This is a genomic window from Scrofimicrobium sp. R131 (genome assembly GCF_040256745.1).
In the GTDB taxonomy this organism is placed as follows: Bacteria; Actinomycetota; Actinomycetes; order Actinomycetales; family Actinomycetaceae; genus Scrofimicrobium; species Scrofimicrobium appendicitidis.
This window is the reverse complement of record NZ_CP138335.1, coordinates 2,119,782-2,138,459: the sequence shown is the minus strand read 5'-3', so window position 1 is coordinate 2,138,459 and position 18,678 is coordinate 2,119,782. Positions and strand designations below refer to the sequence as shown.

General features: G+C 58.4%; 15 protein-coding genes, 1 tRNA gene and 2 pseudogenes. 13 read left to right on the top strand and 5 right to left on the bottom strand.

Annotated elements, in window-relative coordinates; all coding sequences use genetic code 11:
* The first annotated feature begins 123 nt into the window (after positions 1–123).
* On the top strand, positions 124–1,113 hold the full coding sequence (locus SAC06_RS09830) for a LacI family DNA-binding transcriptional regulator (protein WP_350258114.1): 990 nt from the start codon (positions 124–126) through the stop codon (positions 1,111–1,113).
* Here SAC06_RS09830 and SAC06_RS09825 read toward each other — a convergent pair.
* Positions 1,110–1,895, bottom strand: a complete 786-nt coding sequence (locus SAC06_RS09825; RefSeq protein ID WP_350258113.1) for an ABC transporter permease — start codon at positions 1,893–1,895, stop codon at positions 1,110–1,112. The two genes, SAC06_RS09830 and SAC06_RS09825, sit on opposite strands and share 4 nt — an antisense overlap.
* Complete coding sequence (locus SAC06_RS09820; protein WP_350258112.1) at positions 1,892–2,791, bottom strand: ABC transporter ATP-binding protein; 900 nt, start codon at positions 2,789–2,791, stop codon at positions 1,892–1,894. Before SAC06_RS09820 ends, SAC06_RS09825 begins: the two co-directional genes overlap by 4 nt.
* A 348-nt stretch (positions 2,792–3,139) precedes the next feature.
* Between SAC06_RS09820 and SAC06_RS09815 the strand changes: the two genes are divergently transcribed.
* Positions 3,140–4,309, top strand: a complete 1,170-nt coding sequence (locus tag SAC06_RS09815) for a Gfo/Idh/MocA family oxidoreductase (protein ID WP_350258111.1) — start codon at positions 3,140–3,142, stop codon at positions 4,307–4,309.
* Positions 4,310–4,316: 7 nt separating this feature from the next.
* Here SAC06_RS09815 and SAC06_RS09810 read toward each other — a convergent pair whose 3' ends face one another.
* Positions 4,317–5,258, bottom strand: a complete 942-nt coding sequence (locus SAC06_RS09810) for a hypothetical protein (RefSeq protein ID WP_350258110.1) — start codon at positions 5,256–5,258, stop codon at positions 4,317–4,319.
* 87 nt (positions 5,259–5,345) lie between these two features.
* Between SAC06_RS09810 and SAC06_RS09805 the strand changes: the two genes are divergently transcribed.
* From SAC06_RS09805 to SAC06_RS09795, 3 genes and pseudogenes are all read left to right on the top strand, one after another.
* Positions 5,346–5,852, top strand: coding sequence for a GNAT family N-acetyltransferase (locus tag SAC06_RS09805; protein ID WP_350258109.1), 507 nt, complete (start codon positions 5,346–5,348; stop codon positions 5,850–5,852).
* Between the two features lie 28 nt (positions 5,853–5,880).
* Positions 5,881–5,972 (top strand) — tRNA-Ser (locus SAC06_RS09800).
* 234 nt (positions 5,973–6,206) lie between these two features.
* Positions 6,207–6,899: pseudogene (locus SAC06_RS09795) on the top strand (type I restriction-modification system subunit M); the annotation flags it as partial.
* Between the two features lie 325 nt (positions 6,900–7,224).
* Here SAC06_RS09795 and SAC06_RS09790 read toward each other — a convergent pair.
* A complete protein-coding gene (locus SAC06_RS09790) occupies positions 7,225–7,698 on the bottom strand; it encodes a Bro-N domain-containing protein (protein WP_350259187.1) in 474 nt (157 codons plus the stop codon).
* 244 nt (positions 7,699–7,942) lie between these two features.
* Between SAC06_RS09790 and SAC06_RS09785 the strand changes: the two are divergent.
* From SAC06_RS09785 to SAC06_RS09750, 8 genes and pseudogenes are all read left to right on the top strand, one after another.
* Positions 7,943–8,344: pseudogene (locus SAC06_RS09785) on the top strand (DUF3800 domain-containing protein); the annotation flags it as partial.
* Between the two features lie 207 nt (positions 8,345–8,551).
* On the top strand, positions 8,552–8,788 hold the full coding sequence (locus SAC06_RS09780) for a helix-turn-helix domain-containing protein (RefSeq protein WP_350259186.1): 237 nt from the start codon (positions 8,552–8,554) through the stop codon (positions 8,786–8,788).
* Positions 8,772–11,171, top strand: coding sequence for an EcoAI/FtnUII family type I restriction enzme subunit R (gene hsdR, locus SAC06_RS09775; RefSeq protein WP_350258108.1), 2,400 nt, complete (start codon positions 8,772–8,774; stop codon positions 11,169–11,171). The genes SAC06_RS09780 and hsdR overlap by 17 nt, the downstream gene beginning before the upstream one ends.
* Positions 11,172–11,187: 16 nt before the next feature.
* Positions 11,188–12,660, top strand: a complete 1,473-nt coding sequence (locus tag SAC06_RS09770) for a class I SAM-dependent DNA methyltransferase (protein WP_350258107.1) — start codon at positions 11,188–11,190, stop codon at positions 12,658–12,660.
* Positions 12,657–14,153 carry a restriction endonuclease subunit S gene (locus tag SAC06_RS09765; protein ID WP_350258106.1) on the top strand — a complete coding sequence of 499 codons (1,497 nt, stop codon included), beginning with the start codon at positions 12,657–12,659 and terminating at the stop codon, positions 14,151–14,153. The genes SAC06_RS09770 and SAC06_RS09765 overlap by 4 nt, the downstream gene beginning before the upstream one ends.
* Positions 14,150–15,772, top strand: a complete 1,623-nt coding sequence (locus tag SAC06_RS09760; protein ID WP_350258105.1) for an ATP-dependent nuclease — start codon at positions 14,150–14,152, stop codon at positions 15,770–15,772. Before SAC06_RS09765 ends, SAC06_RS09760 begins: the two co-directional genes overlap by 4 nt.
* A complete protein-coding gene (locus SAC06_RS09755) occupies positions 15,769–17,037 on the top strand; it encodes an AAA family ATPase (protein WP_350258104.1) in 1,269 nt (422 codons plus the stop codon). Before SAC06_RS09760 ends, SAC06_RS09755 begins: the two co-directional genes overlap by 4 nt.
* Positions 17,038–17,230: 193 nt before the next feature.
* Positions 17,231–17,791: a type I restriction endonuclease subunit R, EcoR124 family gene (locus SAC06_RS09750; RefSeq protein WP_350258103.1), complete on the top strand. Its 561-nt coding sequence runs from the start codon at positions 17,231–17,233 to the stop codon at positions 17,789–17,791.
* Here the strand turns inward: SAC06_RS09750 and purU are convergent.
* Positions 17,788–18,627: a formyltetrahydrofolate deformylase gene (gene purU, locus SAC06_RS09745; protein ID WP_350258102.1), complete on the bottom strand. Its 840-nt coding sequence runs from the start codon at positions 18,625–18,627 to the stop codon at positions 17,788–17,790. The genes SAC06_RS09750 and purU overlap by 4 nt on opposite strands.
* Positions 18,628–18,678 lie beyond the last annotated feature (51 nt).

Below are 18,678 nucleotides of genomic sequence, written 5' to 3'. Positions count from 1 at the left end.
TTGGACTATGATTCAACGTTGAACTAAGACGGTAGAAAAAGCGTAACATAGGATTTGGCCAGAAGAAAGAGAGACCTCAAATTGGTTCAACAGAGACGTTCGAACAGGGTCACGCTGCGGGATGTGGCTGCCAAAGTTGGCGTCAGTCCCAAAACGGTGTCCAACGTGGTCAACTCCCAGGGGTGGGTGTCAGAGCCCGTGCGGGAGGCGGTGCTGGCGGCGATTGACGAGCTGGGATACCGGCCCAACCTGGCCGCTCGCCAACTACGAAGCGGCAACTCGGGGATGATCGCCCTGGTCCTGCCGAGCCTGCGCGAACCCTACTTCGCCGAGTTTGCCTCCAGCTTTGTGGCCGCCGCGCAAAAGCGCAACCTGACGGTGCTGGTCAGTCAGAGCAACGGCGAGCGGGCCCGCGAGATCGAGGCGGTGGAAGGCCACGGCCTGCCCGGGTTGGACGGGATCGTGCTCTCGCCGCTGGAGCTGGAGGCCCAGGACCTGCGCCGGCGAAAGTCCCCCGCGCCCCTGGTCCTGATCGGTGAGTACGGCGAGGCCCTGCACGGGCAGGGGGTTCCCCACGTCGGGATTGACAACGTCCAGGCGGCACTCGACGCCACCAAGCACCTGCTGGCGCAGGGGCGAAAACGAATTGCGGTCGTTGGCTACCAGGAGGACCAGAGCCAAGCCACCTCCCGCCTCCGGTTCGAGGGCTACCGGGCCGCGCTGGAAGAGGCCGGCCTCCAACTAGACCCGGCCCTGGTCGGAAAGGTTCAACGCTTCAACCGGGCGGAAGCCTCCCAGGCCGTCCGGGAACTGCTGGACCGGGGAGCCGGCTTTGACGGGCTCTTCTGCTTCTCAGACTCAATGGCGTTCGGCGCCATCCACACGCTGTCGGCCGCGGGAATCTCCGTCCCGGATCAGGTGCGGGTGATCGGCTTTGACAACATCGAGGAGGGGCAGTTCTCCTACCCAGCGTTCGACACGATTGACCCGTGCGCCGACTTCGCCTCGGAGCAAATCCTGGATCTGCTGGCCGCCGGCGGGGCCCCGGCCGCCCACGTGTCGGTTCCCCACCGAATCGTGGTTCGATCCAAGCCGAGCCAAACCACCCCCTAGCGGCCCGTATCCCGCCGCAGCCCCCAGATCGCTAGCGCCATGAAGGCGCCGGTCCAGCCGAGGAAACTCAAAACCATGTTGGGGGTGAACCCATCCCAGCCAAACAGGGGCCGAATGACAATCTCGTTGACGCCCCAAAGCGGGGTCCACGGGGCCAGCCGCTGGAAAAACTCACCCATCTGGTCCAAGGGAATCGTCATCCCCGCGCCAAACGCCGACAGGACAATGACCGCCGAGGTGGCGGCGTAGGCACCGTCAGAGCGCAGGGCGAAACCGCACCCGAACCCGATCGCAGAGGCCAGTGCCGAGCAGATCATCACCAGGATGGCGGTGACCACCCAGGCGCTCCCACTCATTTGAGCACCGGTGAAGTGGCCGACCAGATAGGTGACCAGGATGACCAGGGAAGACACCCCGACACTGGCGACGAGGCGGCCAACGATCTGCCAGGTAGCCGACAGGGGAGTGAGCGCATAGAGGCGGCCCACCCCCTGGGCCCGCTCCAGACTGACCGAAGCCCCGAACGAGGCGGAAGACAGCAGCACCCCGAACAGAGTCATCGAGACCAGCACCTGGGCAGCGACGTTGCCGGACCCCACCGAGTAGGAGGAGTACTCCTGGTTGGCCCCAAACATCAGGTACATCAGCACCGGCATGGCCAGGGCAAAACCAAGGTTGAACGGGTTCAGCGCGACCTGGCGGAACATGGCTCCGATCAGGTGCCCGAGCCCGCGAGCCGGGGGAGCAAGGGGCTTGGCAGCCTTGATTTCAGCGAGGTTCATGCGCGGGCCCCTTCCGGCTCGGATGCGACTTCGGCAAAGATTTCTTCCAACGAGGAGTCGACGATTCGCAGGTTCCGGCAGCTGGGTTCGGCCAGCACGATCCGAGCGGCATCCTCAAGCTGATCGCCGGACACTTCCAGGTGAGTGCCGGTCCACCGCTGTTCCCAGTTGAGCCGATCCAGCAGCGGCGACAGGCGGTCGCGCGCAGACTCGGAAACCTCAACGCTCAGCCGAGCCCGGCCCTGGCTGAGCAGTTCGTGGGTGGGGGCGTCCACGGCGATTCGCCCCTGGCTCATGATCACGGTCCGCTGCGCGTGGGTTTCCGCCTCGGCCAAATAGTGGGTGGCGAAAATCAGGGTGACATCGCTGACGATCAGGTGCCAGAATTCCTGGCGGGCGGTGGGATCCATCCCGGTGGTGGGCTCATCCAGAAACAGCACCATCGGCCGTGGCAACAGGGCCAACGCCAGACGAAGACGCTGCTGCTCGCCGCCCGACAGCTTGCCGACGCGGCGCCGCTTCAGGTGCTCCAGGTTGGTCCGAGCCAGCAGCTCGTCAATTGGAGCAGCGTTTTGGTAGAGCGAATGGAAAAGCTTCAGCGTCTGGATCACGGTTCGGTCGGTGGGAAGGGCGCCCGTCTGGTTCACCACTCCCACCAGGCCGCGACCAATCGCCTCTCGCGCCGGCATCCCCAAAATGTGGGCGGAGCCGGAATCTGGTTTGACCAGGCCTAGGGCACTGTCAAGGAGGCTGGACTTGCCGGCCCCGTTCGGGCCCAACAGGGCTACCACCTCGCCCTGGCTCACCTGCAGGGTCACGTGATCGACGGCGCGCACGTGGCCGCGATAGGTAATGCCGATGTCGCGCAGGTCCAGCGCCAAAGGGGTTTCGTTCATGGGACCACCGTACGTGTTGATCGGTCTGGCGGCGCGGGGAAATGAGCATGGCGGAGGGGTTGCACGGGAGGCGGGGCACGAGGCGGGCTGGTTTGGTACCATGCCGGCGCTGGTTGCGAAACGAGCCGGGAAGGGAGTAACAAGAGATTGTCCTGCGTGGGCTCGGAATTCCGTTGCAGGAGTTAAGGAGTTGGTGGTGATTCACCTTCGACGGCAACAGCAGGCAGGCCCAGTGGAGCTAGCTACAGCCCAGCTCCGCCGGTTTCTGCGACCGCTGGCCGCCCGGGTGGGGCCCGATCGGGCCGGCAGTGCACTCATTCAGTTTCCACAGAACTATAAGGAGTATTCGTGGACCTCAAGATTGGTGTCGTAGGTTTTGGTTTGCGCGGGCATCTGGCGCTGGAGGCTCACCGTCCCGGTGAGGGCTCCGTCGTCACCGCCGTCTGTGACCTGAGTGAGCGCTCGCGGACAGAAGCCCGGGCGGCATTCCCGGACGCGCTCATTACCCCTGACCTGGACCATCTGCTCGCCTCCGGCGTCGACGCCGTCATGGTGCTCACCCCCGACGACACCCACGCAGCGGTGGCAGTGCCGGCCCTGGAAGCCGGGGCCGCGGTCTTTTGCGAGAAGCCGCTAGAGACATCGATCGAGGGTTGTGACCGCATTCTTGAGGCGGCCCGGCGGACTGGGTCCCGGCTGTACGTTGGGCACAACATGCGGCACATGCCGGTGATCACGCTGATGCACGACCTGATTGAGGCCGGCCGGATCGGCGAGGTGAAGGCGGTTTGGTGCCGTCACTTCGTTGGCAACGGCGGGGACTACTACTTCAAGGACTGGCACGCGGACCGGTCGCGGTCGGTGGGACTGCTGCTCCAGAAGGGTGCCCACGACCTGGATGTGATCCACTGGCTGGCGGGGGCGTACACGGTCCGGACGCAGGCAATTGGTTCGCTCAGCGTCTACGGGTCGATCACGGACCGGCGGGACCGTTCGGGTGAGCGGATGTCAGAGTGGTTCAGTCTGGACAACTGGCCGCCGACGGCCGCGACCGGGCTGAACCCGGTGGTGGACGTGGAGGACATCTCGCAGGTCAACCTGGTGCTAGACAACGGGGTGCTGGGATCCTACGAGCAGTGCCACTTCACGCCCGACTACTGGCGGAACTACACGGTGATCGGAACCGAGGGCCGGCTGGAGAACCTGGGGGACGAGGTCGGCGCGGAGGTCAGGCTGTGGAACCGTCGCCATCGGGGTGCGGCGCCAGCGGACGAGTCTTTCATCGTTGGCGAGGTGGAGGGGGGCCACGGCGGGGCCGACCGCCTCCTGATTGACGAGTTTCTCGCGTTTGTCCGCGAAGGGGTCCCGACTCGCACCTCCCCGGTGGCTGCCCGCCAGGCAGTGGCCACCGGGCTGGTCGCCACGGAGTCTATTCGCGGCAACGGTGGGTTGCTGCCGGTTCCCCAGCTGGACCCGGAACTGGTGGAGTACTTCGACCTCGGCCAGGTACGGCGCTAGCTGCGCTCTAGGAGCGGTTGGTCCGCAGCAGGTGCAGCGCGCCGGCAAAGATGGAGAGCAGGAGGGCGGATCCGGCGACCAGCAACGCCTCCGAGCGAAGCGGAGTCACCGCCACGTCCCACAGCAACTTGGCCACCTCCTGTCCCCCGCCGACGTCAGCCAGCGCAAAGGCGCCCAGCAGCGGGGCCACCAGCCAGACGAGGGCAGAGAGAAACGCGGTGGCAAAAGCGAACCGCCCCAAAGACACCAGGCGCGCCCGGGACAGCAGCAGGCCCAGGGCCGCAATGCCGGCGGTCACCCACGGCAGGTAGGGTCCGTAGTCCACAATCAGGTTCACGAAGGTGCGGGCGGCGGGAGGATAGTTCACCTCGACCAGGACCACCTCAGAGTCGGCCGCCAGGGGAGCCAGGAAAGAGACGAAGCTGAATCCCTGCTGCTGCAGGTACTCCAAGATGATGGAGACAAACGGCCCGGCCTGCAGGACCAGGGTCTGCGAGTCGGGACCATCCCCGGTCAGACCCGTGATCAGCTGGGAGTGGATCTGGTTGATTCCCTCGGTCCAAACCTGGGCGAACTGGGGGGATTGCAGGGCCGGCAGGGCCTCGCCGTGGACGGTTTCGGCCACCCGGTCGCCCAGGCGCGATACCCAGTCGGAGGAAGTGTCGGACAGGCCCAGGTCCAACCCAAACAGGCCGACCACGTCGTCGACCGCCCCAGCCGCCGACTGAGTGAACTGTGCCACGGCTGACTGTTCAATCGCCTCGCCGGCCGCCTCGGACACCTGCCCGGCCAGATACTGCTGGAAAGCGCTCTTGCCCGCCACCGGCTGGTACAACGCGGTGAAATTGTCCGTGTCCAGCAGGTAATTCTGGATCCACTGGGAAACCAGGGTCACCGGAACCATCAGTGCGGCCACGGTTAGTAGGAGGCCGGCCAAGAAGCGCCTCATTAGGTTCCTCCTGCGTAGTTGGACACTATCTGCTCAAGGAGCATACCGGCACCGGGGTTGAGGTGGGAACTGGACTATCGTCGAGCCATGAGAATCATGCCCGAGGGGATTGACCTCCCCGACATGCGCCAATTGGTGCATGAACACTTTGAGGAGATGGTGGCAATGTCGGCCCCGGAGATTACCGGGGCACTGCACGTTGTCCGCTTCGCAGATTCGTCCATCACCCTGTTTGGACTGCGAGAAAGCGGGAATCTCCTGGCTTGCGGGGCGCTCAAAGACCTGGGTGATGGCACGGTGGAACTGAAGACCATGCGGGTGGTGGAGGAGGCTCGTGGACGCGGGATCGGCGCGATCATGCTGGAGCATCTGATGGACGAGGCGACCCGGCGCAACTATGTGCGGGCCTACCTGGAGACGGGGTCGGAAGACTTCTTCATTCCCGCCCGGCGCCTCTACCTGAGCCACGGGTTCGTGGAGTGCGGGCCGTTCGCGGAATATAAGGTGGACCCCCACTCGGTGTTTATGTGCCGGGAGCTGACAAACGCGGCCGGAGTCACAATGGCGGAACCGGGCGCAAGTGGAAATGAGTGAGTCCCAGCCGTTATGCTTGGAAAATACTGGAGACGTCGCATAGTCCGGTCGAGTGCGCCTCCCTGCTAAGGAGGTAGGGGTTCACGCCCCTCGCGGGTTCAAATCCCGCCGTCTCCGCCAGTGGTAACAGGTTGAAGCCCCTGACAGGTGCAAGCTTGTCGGGGGCTTTGCTCTTGGGTGTTGATTGGACCTGGCAGCGGCCACGTCCCAACCCGCAGTTGGCGCCGCCAGTCTTTGCCGTAAACCAGCCGGATTTAGCTACTTGTCGGAGGTCAAATGTATGGTGAGTAGAGTTTCTTGAGTTGGACAATGGGGCGTGGTCAAGAACCACGACCAGAGGTGGGAGGCAACAGGATGGTAGCGGCCGGAGGCAACGGACAGCGGGCAGAGCTGCACAAGATGATTTGGCAGGTTGCCAACGATCTGCGCGGTTCGGTGGACGGGTGGGACTTCAAGTCCTATGTCCTGGGAATGCTGTTCTACCGCTTCATCTCTGAAAACCTGACCAACTACATCAATCAGGGTGAGCATGCGTCCGGCAACGTGAACTTCGACTTCGCCAAATGCTCCGACGATGAAATTGGTGACGACGACGTCGTTGACCTGATCAAGGACAAAGGCTTTTACATTCGCCCCTCTGAGCTGTTTGAAAACGTCCGCGGCCGCGCGGCCCAAGATGAGAACCTAAACGAGACCCTTGAACAGGTGTTCAAAAACATTGAGGGGTCAGCTGTTGGGTACGACAGTGAGAACGACATCAAGGGACTGTTTGACGACCTGGACGTGAACAGTCCGAAGCTGGGCACCACGGTCGCCAAACGCAATGAAAAGCTGGTGAAGCTGCTCAATGAGATTGCCAGGCTGCCGTTGGGCGATTTCGGGGACAACACGATCGATCTCTTTGGTGACGCCTACGAGTACCTAATGCAGATGTACGCCTCCAGTGCGGGCAAGTCTGGTGGGGAGTTCTACACGCCCCAAGAGGTCTCTGAGCTGTTGGCACGCATTACGACCAGGGGTAAGACCAAGATCAGCAAAGTCTACGAAGGTTTTCAAGCGGAATGGATACGGGTTTGCGGCGGCTGCGTGCATGCAGCGAGAGTGGTGCAAACTCGACGTAGTTGGTGAAAGCGGCTTCCAGCACATTTGGCAGAGTGTGCGGACGTTCAGGAGGGAGGTTTAGCGATGAGCATGAACTTGAAGTTATCAGTGACGAGGGGGCGTGCGATTAGCTAAAGTAAAGTCGTAAGGTGTTTCCTGAAGCAGCACGGTCCTGCGATAGGCTCCGACAGCATTGATCCTGAGCGACTGAGTAAAATACTTGGTGTCGGTTTAGATTTGCTCGGTAGCTTTTCAACTATTTGTGAGTAATTCACCATGTACCTACTCTGTCGTGGCCAATAGCGGCGACGACCTTAGCGCCAGGTCGAAGTATGAGATCTACGGAGCAATATTGAGCATAGTCTTTTCGGCAGCGAGACGAGCCGGCCACTCGGCGCAGTGTGTGGATCGCTTCTTCGAGGAAATTGGCGTACTTCAGCGGCTCGGCGATCGCGCAAATGCCGTGGCGACGAATTGACGCCGACGCCCTATCGAACACCCACGATTCTAGACGTTCCGCCACAGCCAGCTTCGAGGATGCGACCGATTGGTAGAGATAGACTTCGGTGATGATACGCGTATCTTGGGTACGACCTAGCGCATCGACGATGATGTGGTGTTCTGCCACCCCACGACAACAGTGTTCGAGAACCTTGGTTGGGTCCTCAAAATCGAACGTAGTGGCGGCATCCTTTCCGCAAAACAGCCTCCGCCCACCATCGGTGAGTACGGTTGTTGCTGAAATCGTGATTATCGAACACCCGTAGTTCTTTGGTCATGGCTGGCTCCTTCTATAGAGCCAACGTCAGTGATGCCGGATTGCGTGCAAAGCTCTCTGAGGCGAGGCCACGAGCAAACGAAAAGTTAAGCCTTTCTCGTGAGAGCACTTGGAGCACGCACAAACTTGGCAGCGGCAAGCAACTCCGAGGTGTCCGCAGGATATTGGGCGCGGCGATAGAATTGGCAAGGTACCTGAAAGTGAGGTGAGAATGGTGAATGGTGACATCAACGTCTATTGCGATGAGAGCACCCATCGTCCCAACGACGGCAAGCCGTTCATGGTGCTCGGAGCAGTTGTCTCACCGGTCGCGCTCACGAAGGACATCTCTCATCGGCTGGTTGAGCTTCGCGAAGAGCATGGATTACCCCGTGACTTCGAGATTAAGTGGAACAAGGTCTCAGCAGGTAAGCTCGACTTCTACCTCGATGTAGTGGACTACTTCTTCGAGGATGATGATCTCGAGTTGAGGGCAGTGGTGGCTCCCAAAGACGGACTCGACCATGCTAAGTTCGGGCAAAGCCATGATGACTGGTACGACAAAATGATGTTCTACCTCGTTCGGAACGTCATTTCTTCCACAGGCAGGTCACGTATCTATCTTGATAAGAAGGACACTAGGGGTGGCGTCAAGGTCAGCAAGTTACATGATGTAATCTCCAACACTGTTTACGACTTCGACCGCAAAAAAGACTACGCAGGAACACCTGTTGGAAAGATCGTGCAGGCTACAAGCGTGATTACTCTCGGGGCTGACACCAACGCCTTGTACGGGGGGGCAATGGAACAAGAAGACAGACGAGCGAGAGGTAGACGAGCAATGAGAAGGATCAGCTACAACCCGTTGTGGAAGAAGCTCGTCGACAAAGGATGGCTCAAACGCGACCTCCAGCACAAAGCTGGGATCAGCTCCGGCACCGTCGCCAAGCTCGGACGCAATGAAAACGTCACGACCGCCGTACTCGTCAAGATCTCCGAAGCACTCGACTGCGGGCTGAGCGACATTACAGAAATCGTCGAAGGCGTGGAGGGGGACAGCGATGTCAAAGCTCACTGAAGAGGACGTCAAGCTCAGGTTTATCACTCCTGCAATCACCGAGACGGCTGGTTGGCGTAAAGAGCAGTTGCGAATGGAACTTGTCATCGCTCCGGGGCAGGTCATTGTTCAAGGGACCAAGACTAAACGTGACGAGATCAGCAAAGCGGATTACGTGTTGCTGGGTTCGAAGTCCCGTAAGCCGCTTGCGGTTGTTGAAGCCAAAGACATGGAACACACCGTCGCCGCAGGCCTCCAGCAGGCGCTTGGGTATGCCGCGAAGCTTGACGCGCCGTTTGCCTACTCATCAAATGGCAGGGGCTTCATCGAGCACGACTTCTTCACCGGTATTGAGCGAGAGATTGGCTTGGATGAGTTTCCAACCGAAGAGGAGCTGTGGCGGCGCTACATGGTCGGCAAAGGTCTCAATGCTGAAGGTGCGGCACTGATTGCGGAGCCATGCCATGTTGACCCGTTCAAACCGCAAGAAGCCCGCTATTACCAACAAGCAGCGATAGACCGCACGCTGGAAGCAATTGCTCACGGCGACCGCCGTCTACTCCTGGTCATGGCCACCGGAACTGGTAAGACGTTCACCGCGTTTCAGATCATTTGGAGGCTCCTCAAAGCTGGCTATGTGAAGCGGGTGCTCTACCTGGCCGACCGCAATGTGTTGATTGATCAGACCATTAACGGTGACTTTGAGCCGCTCTCAGGCCGCATTACCAAGGTCAAAGGCAAACAATTGGATTCCTCCTACGAGGTCTACATGAGCTTGTATCAGCAGCTTGCCGGTGAAGAGGGTGAAGAACCATTCCGGCAGTTCAAACCCGAGTTCTTTGACCTCGTCATCATTGACGAGTGCCACCGTGGATCAGTGCGCGAGGAATCGCTGTGGAGGCGTGTTCTCGATTACTTCTCGAGTGCCATCCACATTGGTATGACGGCAACACCGAAAGAGACGAAGGAAGTGTCGAACATCGACTACTTCGGTGAACCCGTCTACACCTACAGTTTGAAACAGGGTATCAAGGATGGCTTCCTCGCCCCGTACAAGGTGATTCGTGTTGGCTTGGACGTCGACCTGGAGAACTGGCGACCGTTCGAGGGGCAGGTCGATGTCGACGGCAACGAAGTCGAAGATCGCGAGTACAACGTCAAAGACTACGACCGTAACCTCATCATTGACGAGCGCACCCAGATGGTCGCCAAGTACGTGACGTCCTGGCTGGAGAAGTACGGCACGGACTCGAAGACCATCGTGTTCTGCGTCGATATTGAGCACGCCGAACGGATGCGTCAAGCCCTAGCGAACGAGAACCTTGAGCGGGTTATCGAGGACTACCGATACGTTATGAAGATCACCGGAGATGATAAAGAGGGCAAGGCTCAGCTCGACAATTTCGCTGATGTCAACGAGCAGTATCCGACACTGGTCACCACGTCAAAACTGCTCACCACGGGTGTCAACGTCAAAACGATCAAGCTCATCGTCTTGGAGTCCAACATCGGGTCGATGACGGAGTTCAAACAGATCGTTGGACGCGGCACCCGGCTCGATCCTGAACACGGCAAAGAGTTTTTCACAATCATGGACTTCCGTGGATCAACCCGACTATTTGCCGACCCAGACTTCGACGGCAACCCAGCAGGCAGCATCGACATGCCTCCGCCCGAGCCTGGAGACGATGGCGAGATCCCCGAACCCGAATGGCCAGACGACGAAACTGTAGAAGACCCCGGGGATGGAGATGACATCGAGAACTCCGGCCCGGATGGTGTGATCATCTGTAATCCACCGTGGATCACCGAACCGGACCCCGAAAAGCAAGGGAAGGTGCGAGTTCGGGGTGTTGAAGTCAAACTGCTCAACGAACGCGTGCAGTACGTCGATCCCGTCACCGGAAAACTCGTGACCGAATCGATCCGCGACTTCTCGAAGCGTTCATTGCTGAATACCTACTCCAGCCTCGACTCATTCCTCACCGCTTGGTCGCAGGCCGAACGAAAAGACGAACTCATCGGCCAGCTCAACAGCCGAGGCGCCTTCCTTGAAGCCATCCGAGAAGAAGCTGACGGCAGATTCTTCGACGTCGACGATTTCGACCTCATCCTCCACATCGCGTTCGACAGGCCTCCACTGACCAAACAAGAGCGCATCGATCATGTCAAGAAGCGTGGCTACCTTCACAAATATTCAGACACCTGCCGCGAAGTGTTGGAGGCGCTCTTGGATAAGTACGCAGATATCGGTATATCTGAAATCGAAACAACCAGAATCCTCAGCGTTGACCCGTTCACCCAGTACGGATCACCGCAGAAGATTGCCCGTCTCTTTGGAGGACGCGACGCCTACCTGCAGGCAATTCGTGATCTCGAAGATGCCCTCTACGAAGCTGCATAAGGAGCACAAGTAGCCGATGAGCTTGAACTCATTTATTTCCACCTCCCGCAAAATCATGCGCGGAGACGCCGGGGTCGACGGCGACGCCCAACGCATCGCCCAGCTCACCTGGCTGTTGTTCCTTAAGGTCTACGACGCGAAAGAAGCAGACTGGGAGTTCCACAACCCAGCCTACGAATCCATCATCCCCGAGGCGCTCCGCTGGCGCTCCTGGGCACCAGACCTGAAAGACGGGCGCTCCAAAACCGGCGAAGAACTACTTACATTCCTCAACACGGAACTCTTCCCGGCCCTCAAAGCTCTGCCGATCACCGTATCGACACCACTCAGCCAATCAGTCGTGCGCGCCGTATTCGAAGACTCAAACCAGTACATGAAGGATGGCATCCTCATCAGGCAGCTCGTTAATCTCATCGACGAGATCGACTTCGAGGATTACGCAGACCGTCACGCATTCGGCGAGATCTACGAAACACTCTTGAAAGAACTCCAAAGTGCGGGCAGCTCAGGTGAGTACTACACGCCACGCGCGGTCACCGACTTTATGATCGAGATGATCAACCCCAAACTTGGCGAGACCGTCGCGGACTTTGCTGCCGGAACAGCTGGGTTCCTCACCTCAGCGCTCAAACATCTCGACAAACAGGTCGAAAGCGTTGAAGACCGCGAGGCATACCGTTCCAGCGTTTACGGCATCGAAAAGAAACCAATGCCGTACTTGCTCGGCGTGACCAACCTACTGCTGCACGACGTAGACCAGCCCCAGTTCATTCACGGCAACTCACTCGAACGTAGCGTACGCGACTTCAAAGACAGCGAGAAGTTTGACGTCGTCACCATGAATCCGCCTTACGGTGGAACTGAACAAGAGTCGGTGAAGGCCAACTTTCCGCAAGCCTTCCGGTCTTCCGAAACCGCAGACCTCTTCATCGCGCTCATCACCTACCGGCTCAAACGAAACGGGCGAGCCGGGGTCGTGCTGCCCGACGGGTTCCTCTTCGGTAACGACGGAGCGAAACTTGCACTGAAAGAGCGGCTCCTCAAGGAGTTTAACCTTCACACCGTCATTCGACTGCCAGGATCAGTGTTCTCGCCCTACACCTCGATTGCCACCAACCTGCTGTTCTTCGACAACACCGGCGGAACCAAAGAGACCTGGTACTACCGAGTTGACCTCCCCGAAGGCTACAAAGCCTTCTCAAAAACCAGACCAATGCTGAGAGAACACCTGGATGACGCCGTTGAGTGGTGGGCGGATCGCCAAGAGATCGAAGACGCTGACGGGAACCCCAAAGCCCAGCGGTTCACCGCCGATCAGCTCATCGAAGGCGGCTACAACCTCGATAGGTGCGGCTTCCCGCAGCAAACAACCGTCGTTCTCAGCCCAGAAGAGACCATCGCTGAGTACAAGGCAAAGCGCGCTGAACTTGATGCACAAATCGATGCAAAAATCGCGCAGATCGAAGCACTACTGGCGGTGACCGAATGATCGCTGACCGCCTCCGCGCCGCTATCCTCCAAGCAGCGATCAGCGGCAGACTCACCGACCAGCGCCCAGAAGACGGCACCGCAACAGAACTCCTCGAACAGATTGCTGCCGAACGCGATGCACTTATCAAAGAGAAGAAACTGAAGAAAGCGAAGTTGCTGCCACCCATTACAGGCGAGGATCGGCAATTCGTGATCCCCCCGAGTTGGGTATGGACTCGTGTGGGGGAAGTCGCGAGATATGCTCAGCGCGGGAAATCTCCGATCTATGCAGATGTTTCACCGTACTCGGCGGTCTCTCAAAAGTGCGTGCGTTGGTCGGGGTTTGATTCCACATTTGCGCGCCCGTATGCGCCCAAGGCCTTCGAGGCGCTTCCGCAGGAACGAATTCTGAGCGCAGGCGACATTCTATGGAATTCGACAGGCACTGGCACTGTAGGCCGGTCAACAGTTTTACCTGACTCAGGTGACTACTCGGCGATGGCAGCGGATTCGCATGTCACAGTTATACGAACCTTCCGAAAGGTACTTCCTCGGTTTGTTGACGTCTTCATCTCGTCGCCACATATTCAGCAGAACATGGATGATTTGACAAGCGGAACTACTAAGCAGCAAGAACTCAACTTGGGCACCATCCTTGAGCTGCCGCTTCCGCTGCCACCGCTGGCCGAACAGGAACGCATAATCGCGAAACTCGATGAGGTTCTGCCGCTCATTGACCAACTTGCTGAACTCGAGAGAGAGAGAGAGCATCTAGACCGCGAGTTCGCGAAGGCAATCGAACGCGCGATCCTCCAAGCTGCCATCAGCGGCAAACTCACCAAGCAACTCCCCGAAGACGGTACAGCCACCGAACTCCTTGAAACCATCAAGAACGAACGCCAGCAACTCGAACAGGAGGGCAAAATCAAAAAACAGCAGCCACTGCCACCAGTGGATAAAACAGACGAGCCCTTTGAGCTGCCAGACACCTGGGAATGGGTTCGTCTCGGTTTTGCCGCTATTTCAAGTCCACCCGTCAAAGCGGTTGATTCTGACGTAATTGGTTTCCTCTCCATGGCCAATATTGAGGACGGAATTTCGGGCAGGATCCATCCCGTTGTACGAAGTTGGCGGGAAGTCAAGACAGGATATACAAAGTTTGGCGAGGGTGATGTTGTTATCGCCAAGATTACGCCGTGCTTTCAGAATAGGAAGTCAGCGGTCATTCGCAACCTTGGGTCAGTTTCTGGGGCGGGCACAACTGAGCTTCACGTACTAAGGCCAGGAACTCGTGTTGAAGCCGACTATTTACTTTCCTTTTTGAAGAGTGAATATGTGCAGGCAGGTTTGGTGCCTCAAATGACTGGAACAGCGGGACAGAAGCGTGTCCCACTCGAAGCGGTGAAAAGGCTGCCTTTCCCACTGCCTACGCCGTCTGAACAGCAGCGTATTGTGTCCAAACTTGACTGTGTGTTGCCTCTGGTGCGAGAGATCGGGGAGTTGGTGTCGTGATTACCAAGGTTCACATCCGGGGGTTTCGTTGTTTCAAGGAGCTTATCTTTGAACCTGACGAGAAAATGAACATCATTGTTGGTGGCAACGAGGCTGGAAAATCCACGATTCTTGAAGCTATCTCAATGGTGTTGACGGGACGCTTGAACGGTGGTCGTTGGGCAAGTGACCTACTCAATCCGTACTGGTTCAACAAGGATCTGGTAGTCGCGTTCTTCGATGACCTTGAAGCAGGTAAAAAACCGAAGCCCCCTGAGTTCCGAATCGACGTCTACTTGGATGTGGAACGCGGCGATGCCGAAAAGATGCGCGGCATGCACAATATGGCGAAGGAAGATTCAGTCGGCGTTACGATGCATGCACATCCAGATGAAGACTATGTGCAAGAATTGGAGTCATATCTCGAGCAACCAGATTGCCCACGGGTTCTGCCAGTGGAGTACTACCGGCTTGACTGGCACGACTTCCACTCAACGTCCTTGTATAGGAAACCCAAAGATATCAATATCGTGGTTATCGATGGCCAGACGATCCGTTCAGAGCGAGCACTTGATTACTACACGAAGCAATTGCTTGAGGAGCGCCTGGATGAGCGCGCGCGTACGGGTATCGCTGTCGAGTACCGAAAGATGCGCTCAAAGCTCGGCCAAGACCTACTGACCGACCTGAATCGCTCGTTAGCGCAGGAATCCGAAGGTCTGCGGGGGCCTACGGTGGGCGTGCAAGTTGACCAGTCGCGGGCAGCGTCGTGGGAGGCAACTCTCGTGCCCGATCTAGATTCGATCCCGTTCAGCCTGTCTGGGCAAGGTGAACAAGCTATAGCGAAAACGATACTTGCGATGGATCGAACTGCGTCGAAGAGCAACTATGTGCTGGTCGAGGAGCCAGAGAATCACCTGTCGCACACTCGCCTGCGGGTACTACTCAAGCTGATCAGTGCTCTGGCAGCCGACCGTCAGGTTTTCATTACTACACATAGTTCGTATGTTCTCAACCGGTTGGGTGTTGATCAGCTTGCGCTCCTGAGCAACGGGGGTATTCACAAGCTCGGTGACATGGATGCTACCACCACGGCTTACTTTCGGAAGCTCTCTGGGTTTGACACCCTGAGAATCCTGCTCGCCGACCGAATGGTGCTCGTTGAAGGGCCATCTGATGAGATTCTGTTCAATCGCTTCTTCTCGGACAAATACGACAAGGAACCCCTCGACATGGGTGTCGATGTCATGTCGATTAGTGGTACGTCATTCAGGCGTGGTTTCGAGCTTGCGGCACTGCTCGACAAACGCATGGTGGCGATCCGAGACAACGACGGCAAGAGTCCTGACGACGTTCGCGCGAAGTTGAATGCCTACCTCATTGATGGCCGACGTGAACTCTACGTTGGAGAGGTGGCGGGTGGTGAAACCCTCGAACCGCAGTTGATTTACGCGAACGGTGAGGACGTCATCCGTCGGTCGCTCGATGTCCAGGATTGTGATGATGTCCTTAAGTGGATGACCAGCCACAAGACCGACGCGGCTTTGGCGCTCGCCGAGACTGCAGAAGAGCTTTCAGCTCCCAAATACATCAGCGAGGCCATCGTCGCGATCATGGCAGATACGCCAGCAGGCTCATGAACAACCACCTGTTCGTGCACGCCGCCGCCGGTTCGGGCAAGACTGAGCGCATCGTACGTGCCTGCGCAAACCGGGAGAGGCCCAAGCGGAGGCTCATCATCACCCTGACCGAGTCGGGGCAAGAGGAGCTGATATCGAGGCTCTCCGCCGCGTGCAGCGCAGACCAGGTACCTGACGTAATTGGCTGGTATGCGTTCCTAATCAAGCATTACGTGCGCCCGTACCTGCCGTGCCTCTTCGATGAAGTCAGGCCCACGGGGTTCATTTTTGATCGCAACCTGCATCCGAAGGACCACTTCCGCTTGAAAGGAGAAGCACGTTATTTCTCTTCTAACGGCTCGATCTATCGAGAGAGCTTGCCTGAGCTCTCCGTTAAGGTGGCTGAAGCGGCACAAGGCAAGGTCGAGAATCGACTGAGTCGAATCTACGACGAGATCATCATCGATGAAGTACAAGACATCAGTCGCAAGAGTCTGGACATACTGGCCCGACTCCTCGACTTTACGAGCCTGCGTTTAGTCATGGTTGGCGATGTTCGGCAATCCTTGCTGGACAGCGACCTCATGTCGTCCAGAAACAAGAACGCAGATCGGTTGCAGTTATTGAGCTGGTACCGAGACCATGAGAAAAGTGAACGTCTCACCATCGAAGAGATGACCACGACTTTCAGGTCTAACCAGACCATCGCGAGCTTCTCTGACGCGATCTTTCCCCCAGAACTGGGATTCGCGCCGACAACGTCGGCCAATAAAGAAATCACCGGACATGATGGCGTTTTCCTAGTTCTCGAGCCGCATCTGAACGACTACGTTCAACGCTATGGAGCGGTTCTGCTGCGTGGCAGCGCTGCGTCAGGAAAGCACCTCAATCATCTGGGATTTACGAACATTGGTCAGGTCAAAGGGCTGACCTACGACCGCGTGATAATCTACCCCACGCAACCGATGCTAGATCTCATCTCTACAGGCAAAGCAATGGCAGCGAAGAGCGCATGCAGCTTCTACGTGGCCGTCACACGAGCGAGGCTGTCGGTGGCCATCATCGTTGACTCGAAAAAGCTAACCAAACGCCTGCAGGATAACCCGACGCTCCCCATCGAATGGTGGGAACCTCCTGAGTGCGAGAGTGATGCGTCGGATGGCGCGAAAAAGGATTGGTCTGGTGACACCGCTGAACCATTTAGCGGAAGAAACGGGTTGGCGCTCCGTAAAGATGTACCGCGAGCGCTGGTTCAAGATGCTCATCTAGGATGGCTTGACGCATAACCAGCCTGGCGTACCCAGTTTCATGAGACGACGAGTCTGACGGCTCTTTATCCACTCTCCGTTGAAGCGAAGGGGTTTGGCTTCCTGATCTGCTTCATCGCTTAGCCACGCCTCGAACCATTTCTGTATCCGATCTGCTCGCTTGTGCGTTCCCGCGTGCGGATCGGGGTCGCTGCTATTGAAGTTTGCGAAGGTGCTGGGTAATGAGCGCAGACGCACCGCCGAGCTGGAAAAAGAAGACATCATCGACGACGTCGTCTTCGAGATTGAGCTGATCAAACAGGTCGAAATCAACGTCGACTACATTTTGCGGTTGGTGCGCCAGCACCAGGAAGACCGCGGTCAACAGCATGACCAAGAGTTCCGCGCTGACATCACCCGGGCCATTGACTCCAGCCCGTCCCTGCGGAACAAGAAAGACCTGATTGAACGGTTCGTCGACACCGTCTCAATGGCAGATGAGATCGACGCTCAGTGGCAGCAGTACGTGTCCCGGCAACGTGAGGAAGAACTGGCCGGAATCATTGCGGAAGAAAAACTGGATCCAGAGCGGACCCGGCGACTGGTCGAAGAGTCCTTCCGCGACGGTGAGCTCCGCACCACCGGAACCCAAATTTCCGACCTGCTGCCGCCCGTCTCCCGCTTCGCCAAGGGCAACCCCCGCCTGAAGCTGAAACAGCGGGTGATTGAGCGGCTCAGCGAGTTCGTCGAACGCTTCAAAGGGTTGGGTTCGTCCGGCGCCCCGAAAGGCTAAGAGAACACGACCGTGGAGTGCCCGTTAAGCAGCACCCGGTTCTGCGCGTGCCAGCGCACGGCCCGGGACAGGACGCGGCGCTCCACATCCTGGCCCTGCGAGACCAACTCCGGCACCGAGTCGGCGTGGGTGACCCGGATGACGTCCTGCTCAATAATGGGTCCCTCGTCCAGGTCCGGGGTGACGTAGTGGGCGGTCGCCCCAATCAGTTTCACCCCGCGGGCGTGGGCCTGCTGGTAGGGACGGGCGCCCTTAAATGACGGCAGGAATGAGTGGTGAATGTTGATAATCCGGCCGGCCATCGCCTCGCACACCCGATCCGACAGGATCTGCATGTACCGGGCTAGGACAATCAGCTCCGCCCCGGTTTCCTCCAGCAGCGCCATCAGCTGGTCTTCGGCCTGGTGCTTCGTTTCCTTCGTCACCGGGATGTGATGGAACGGCGTGTGGTAGAACTCGGCCAGCGGCCGCAGATCCTCGTGGTTCGCCACCACGGCCACCACGTCGATCGGGATCTGCCCCTCATGGGTGTGATACAGCAGGTCTGACAGGCAATGCCCCTCCTTAGAGGCCATGATGATGGTCGGAACGGCCCGACCCGCCTCCGTCAGCGACCAGCGCATGTCCATCTTCGCGGCCAGCTCACCCAACTGGGAGCGAAGCTGATCCACCTCGCCCACCCCTTCCGCCTCCACCCGCATGTGGAAACGCTTCGACGTGGCATCGCCGTACTGCTGCGACTCCAAAATGTTGCCGCCATGGTTGGCGATCGCCCCCGTCACCGCGTGAACAATGCCGGGCTGATCGGGACAGGTCAGGGTCAGAACTAGCTCCATGACAGGCAGTATAGGGAAACCGGCGCCGGCCGGTCACCGCTGCTCACAATT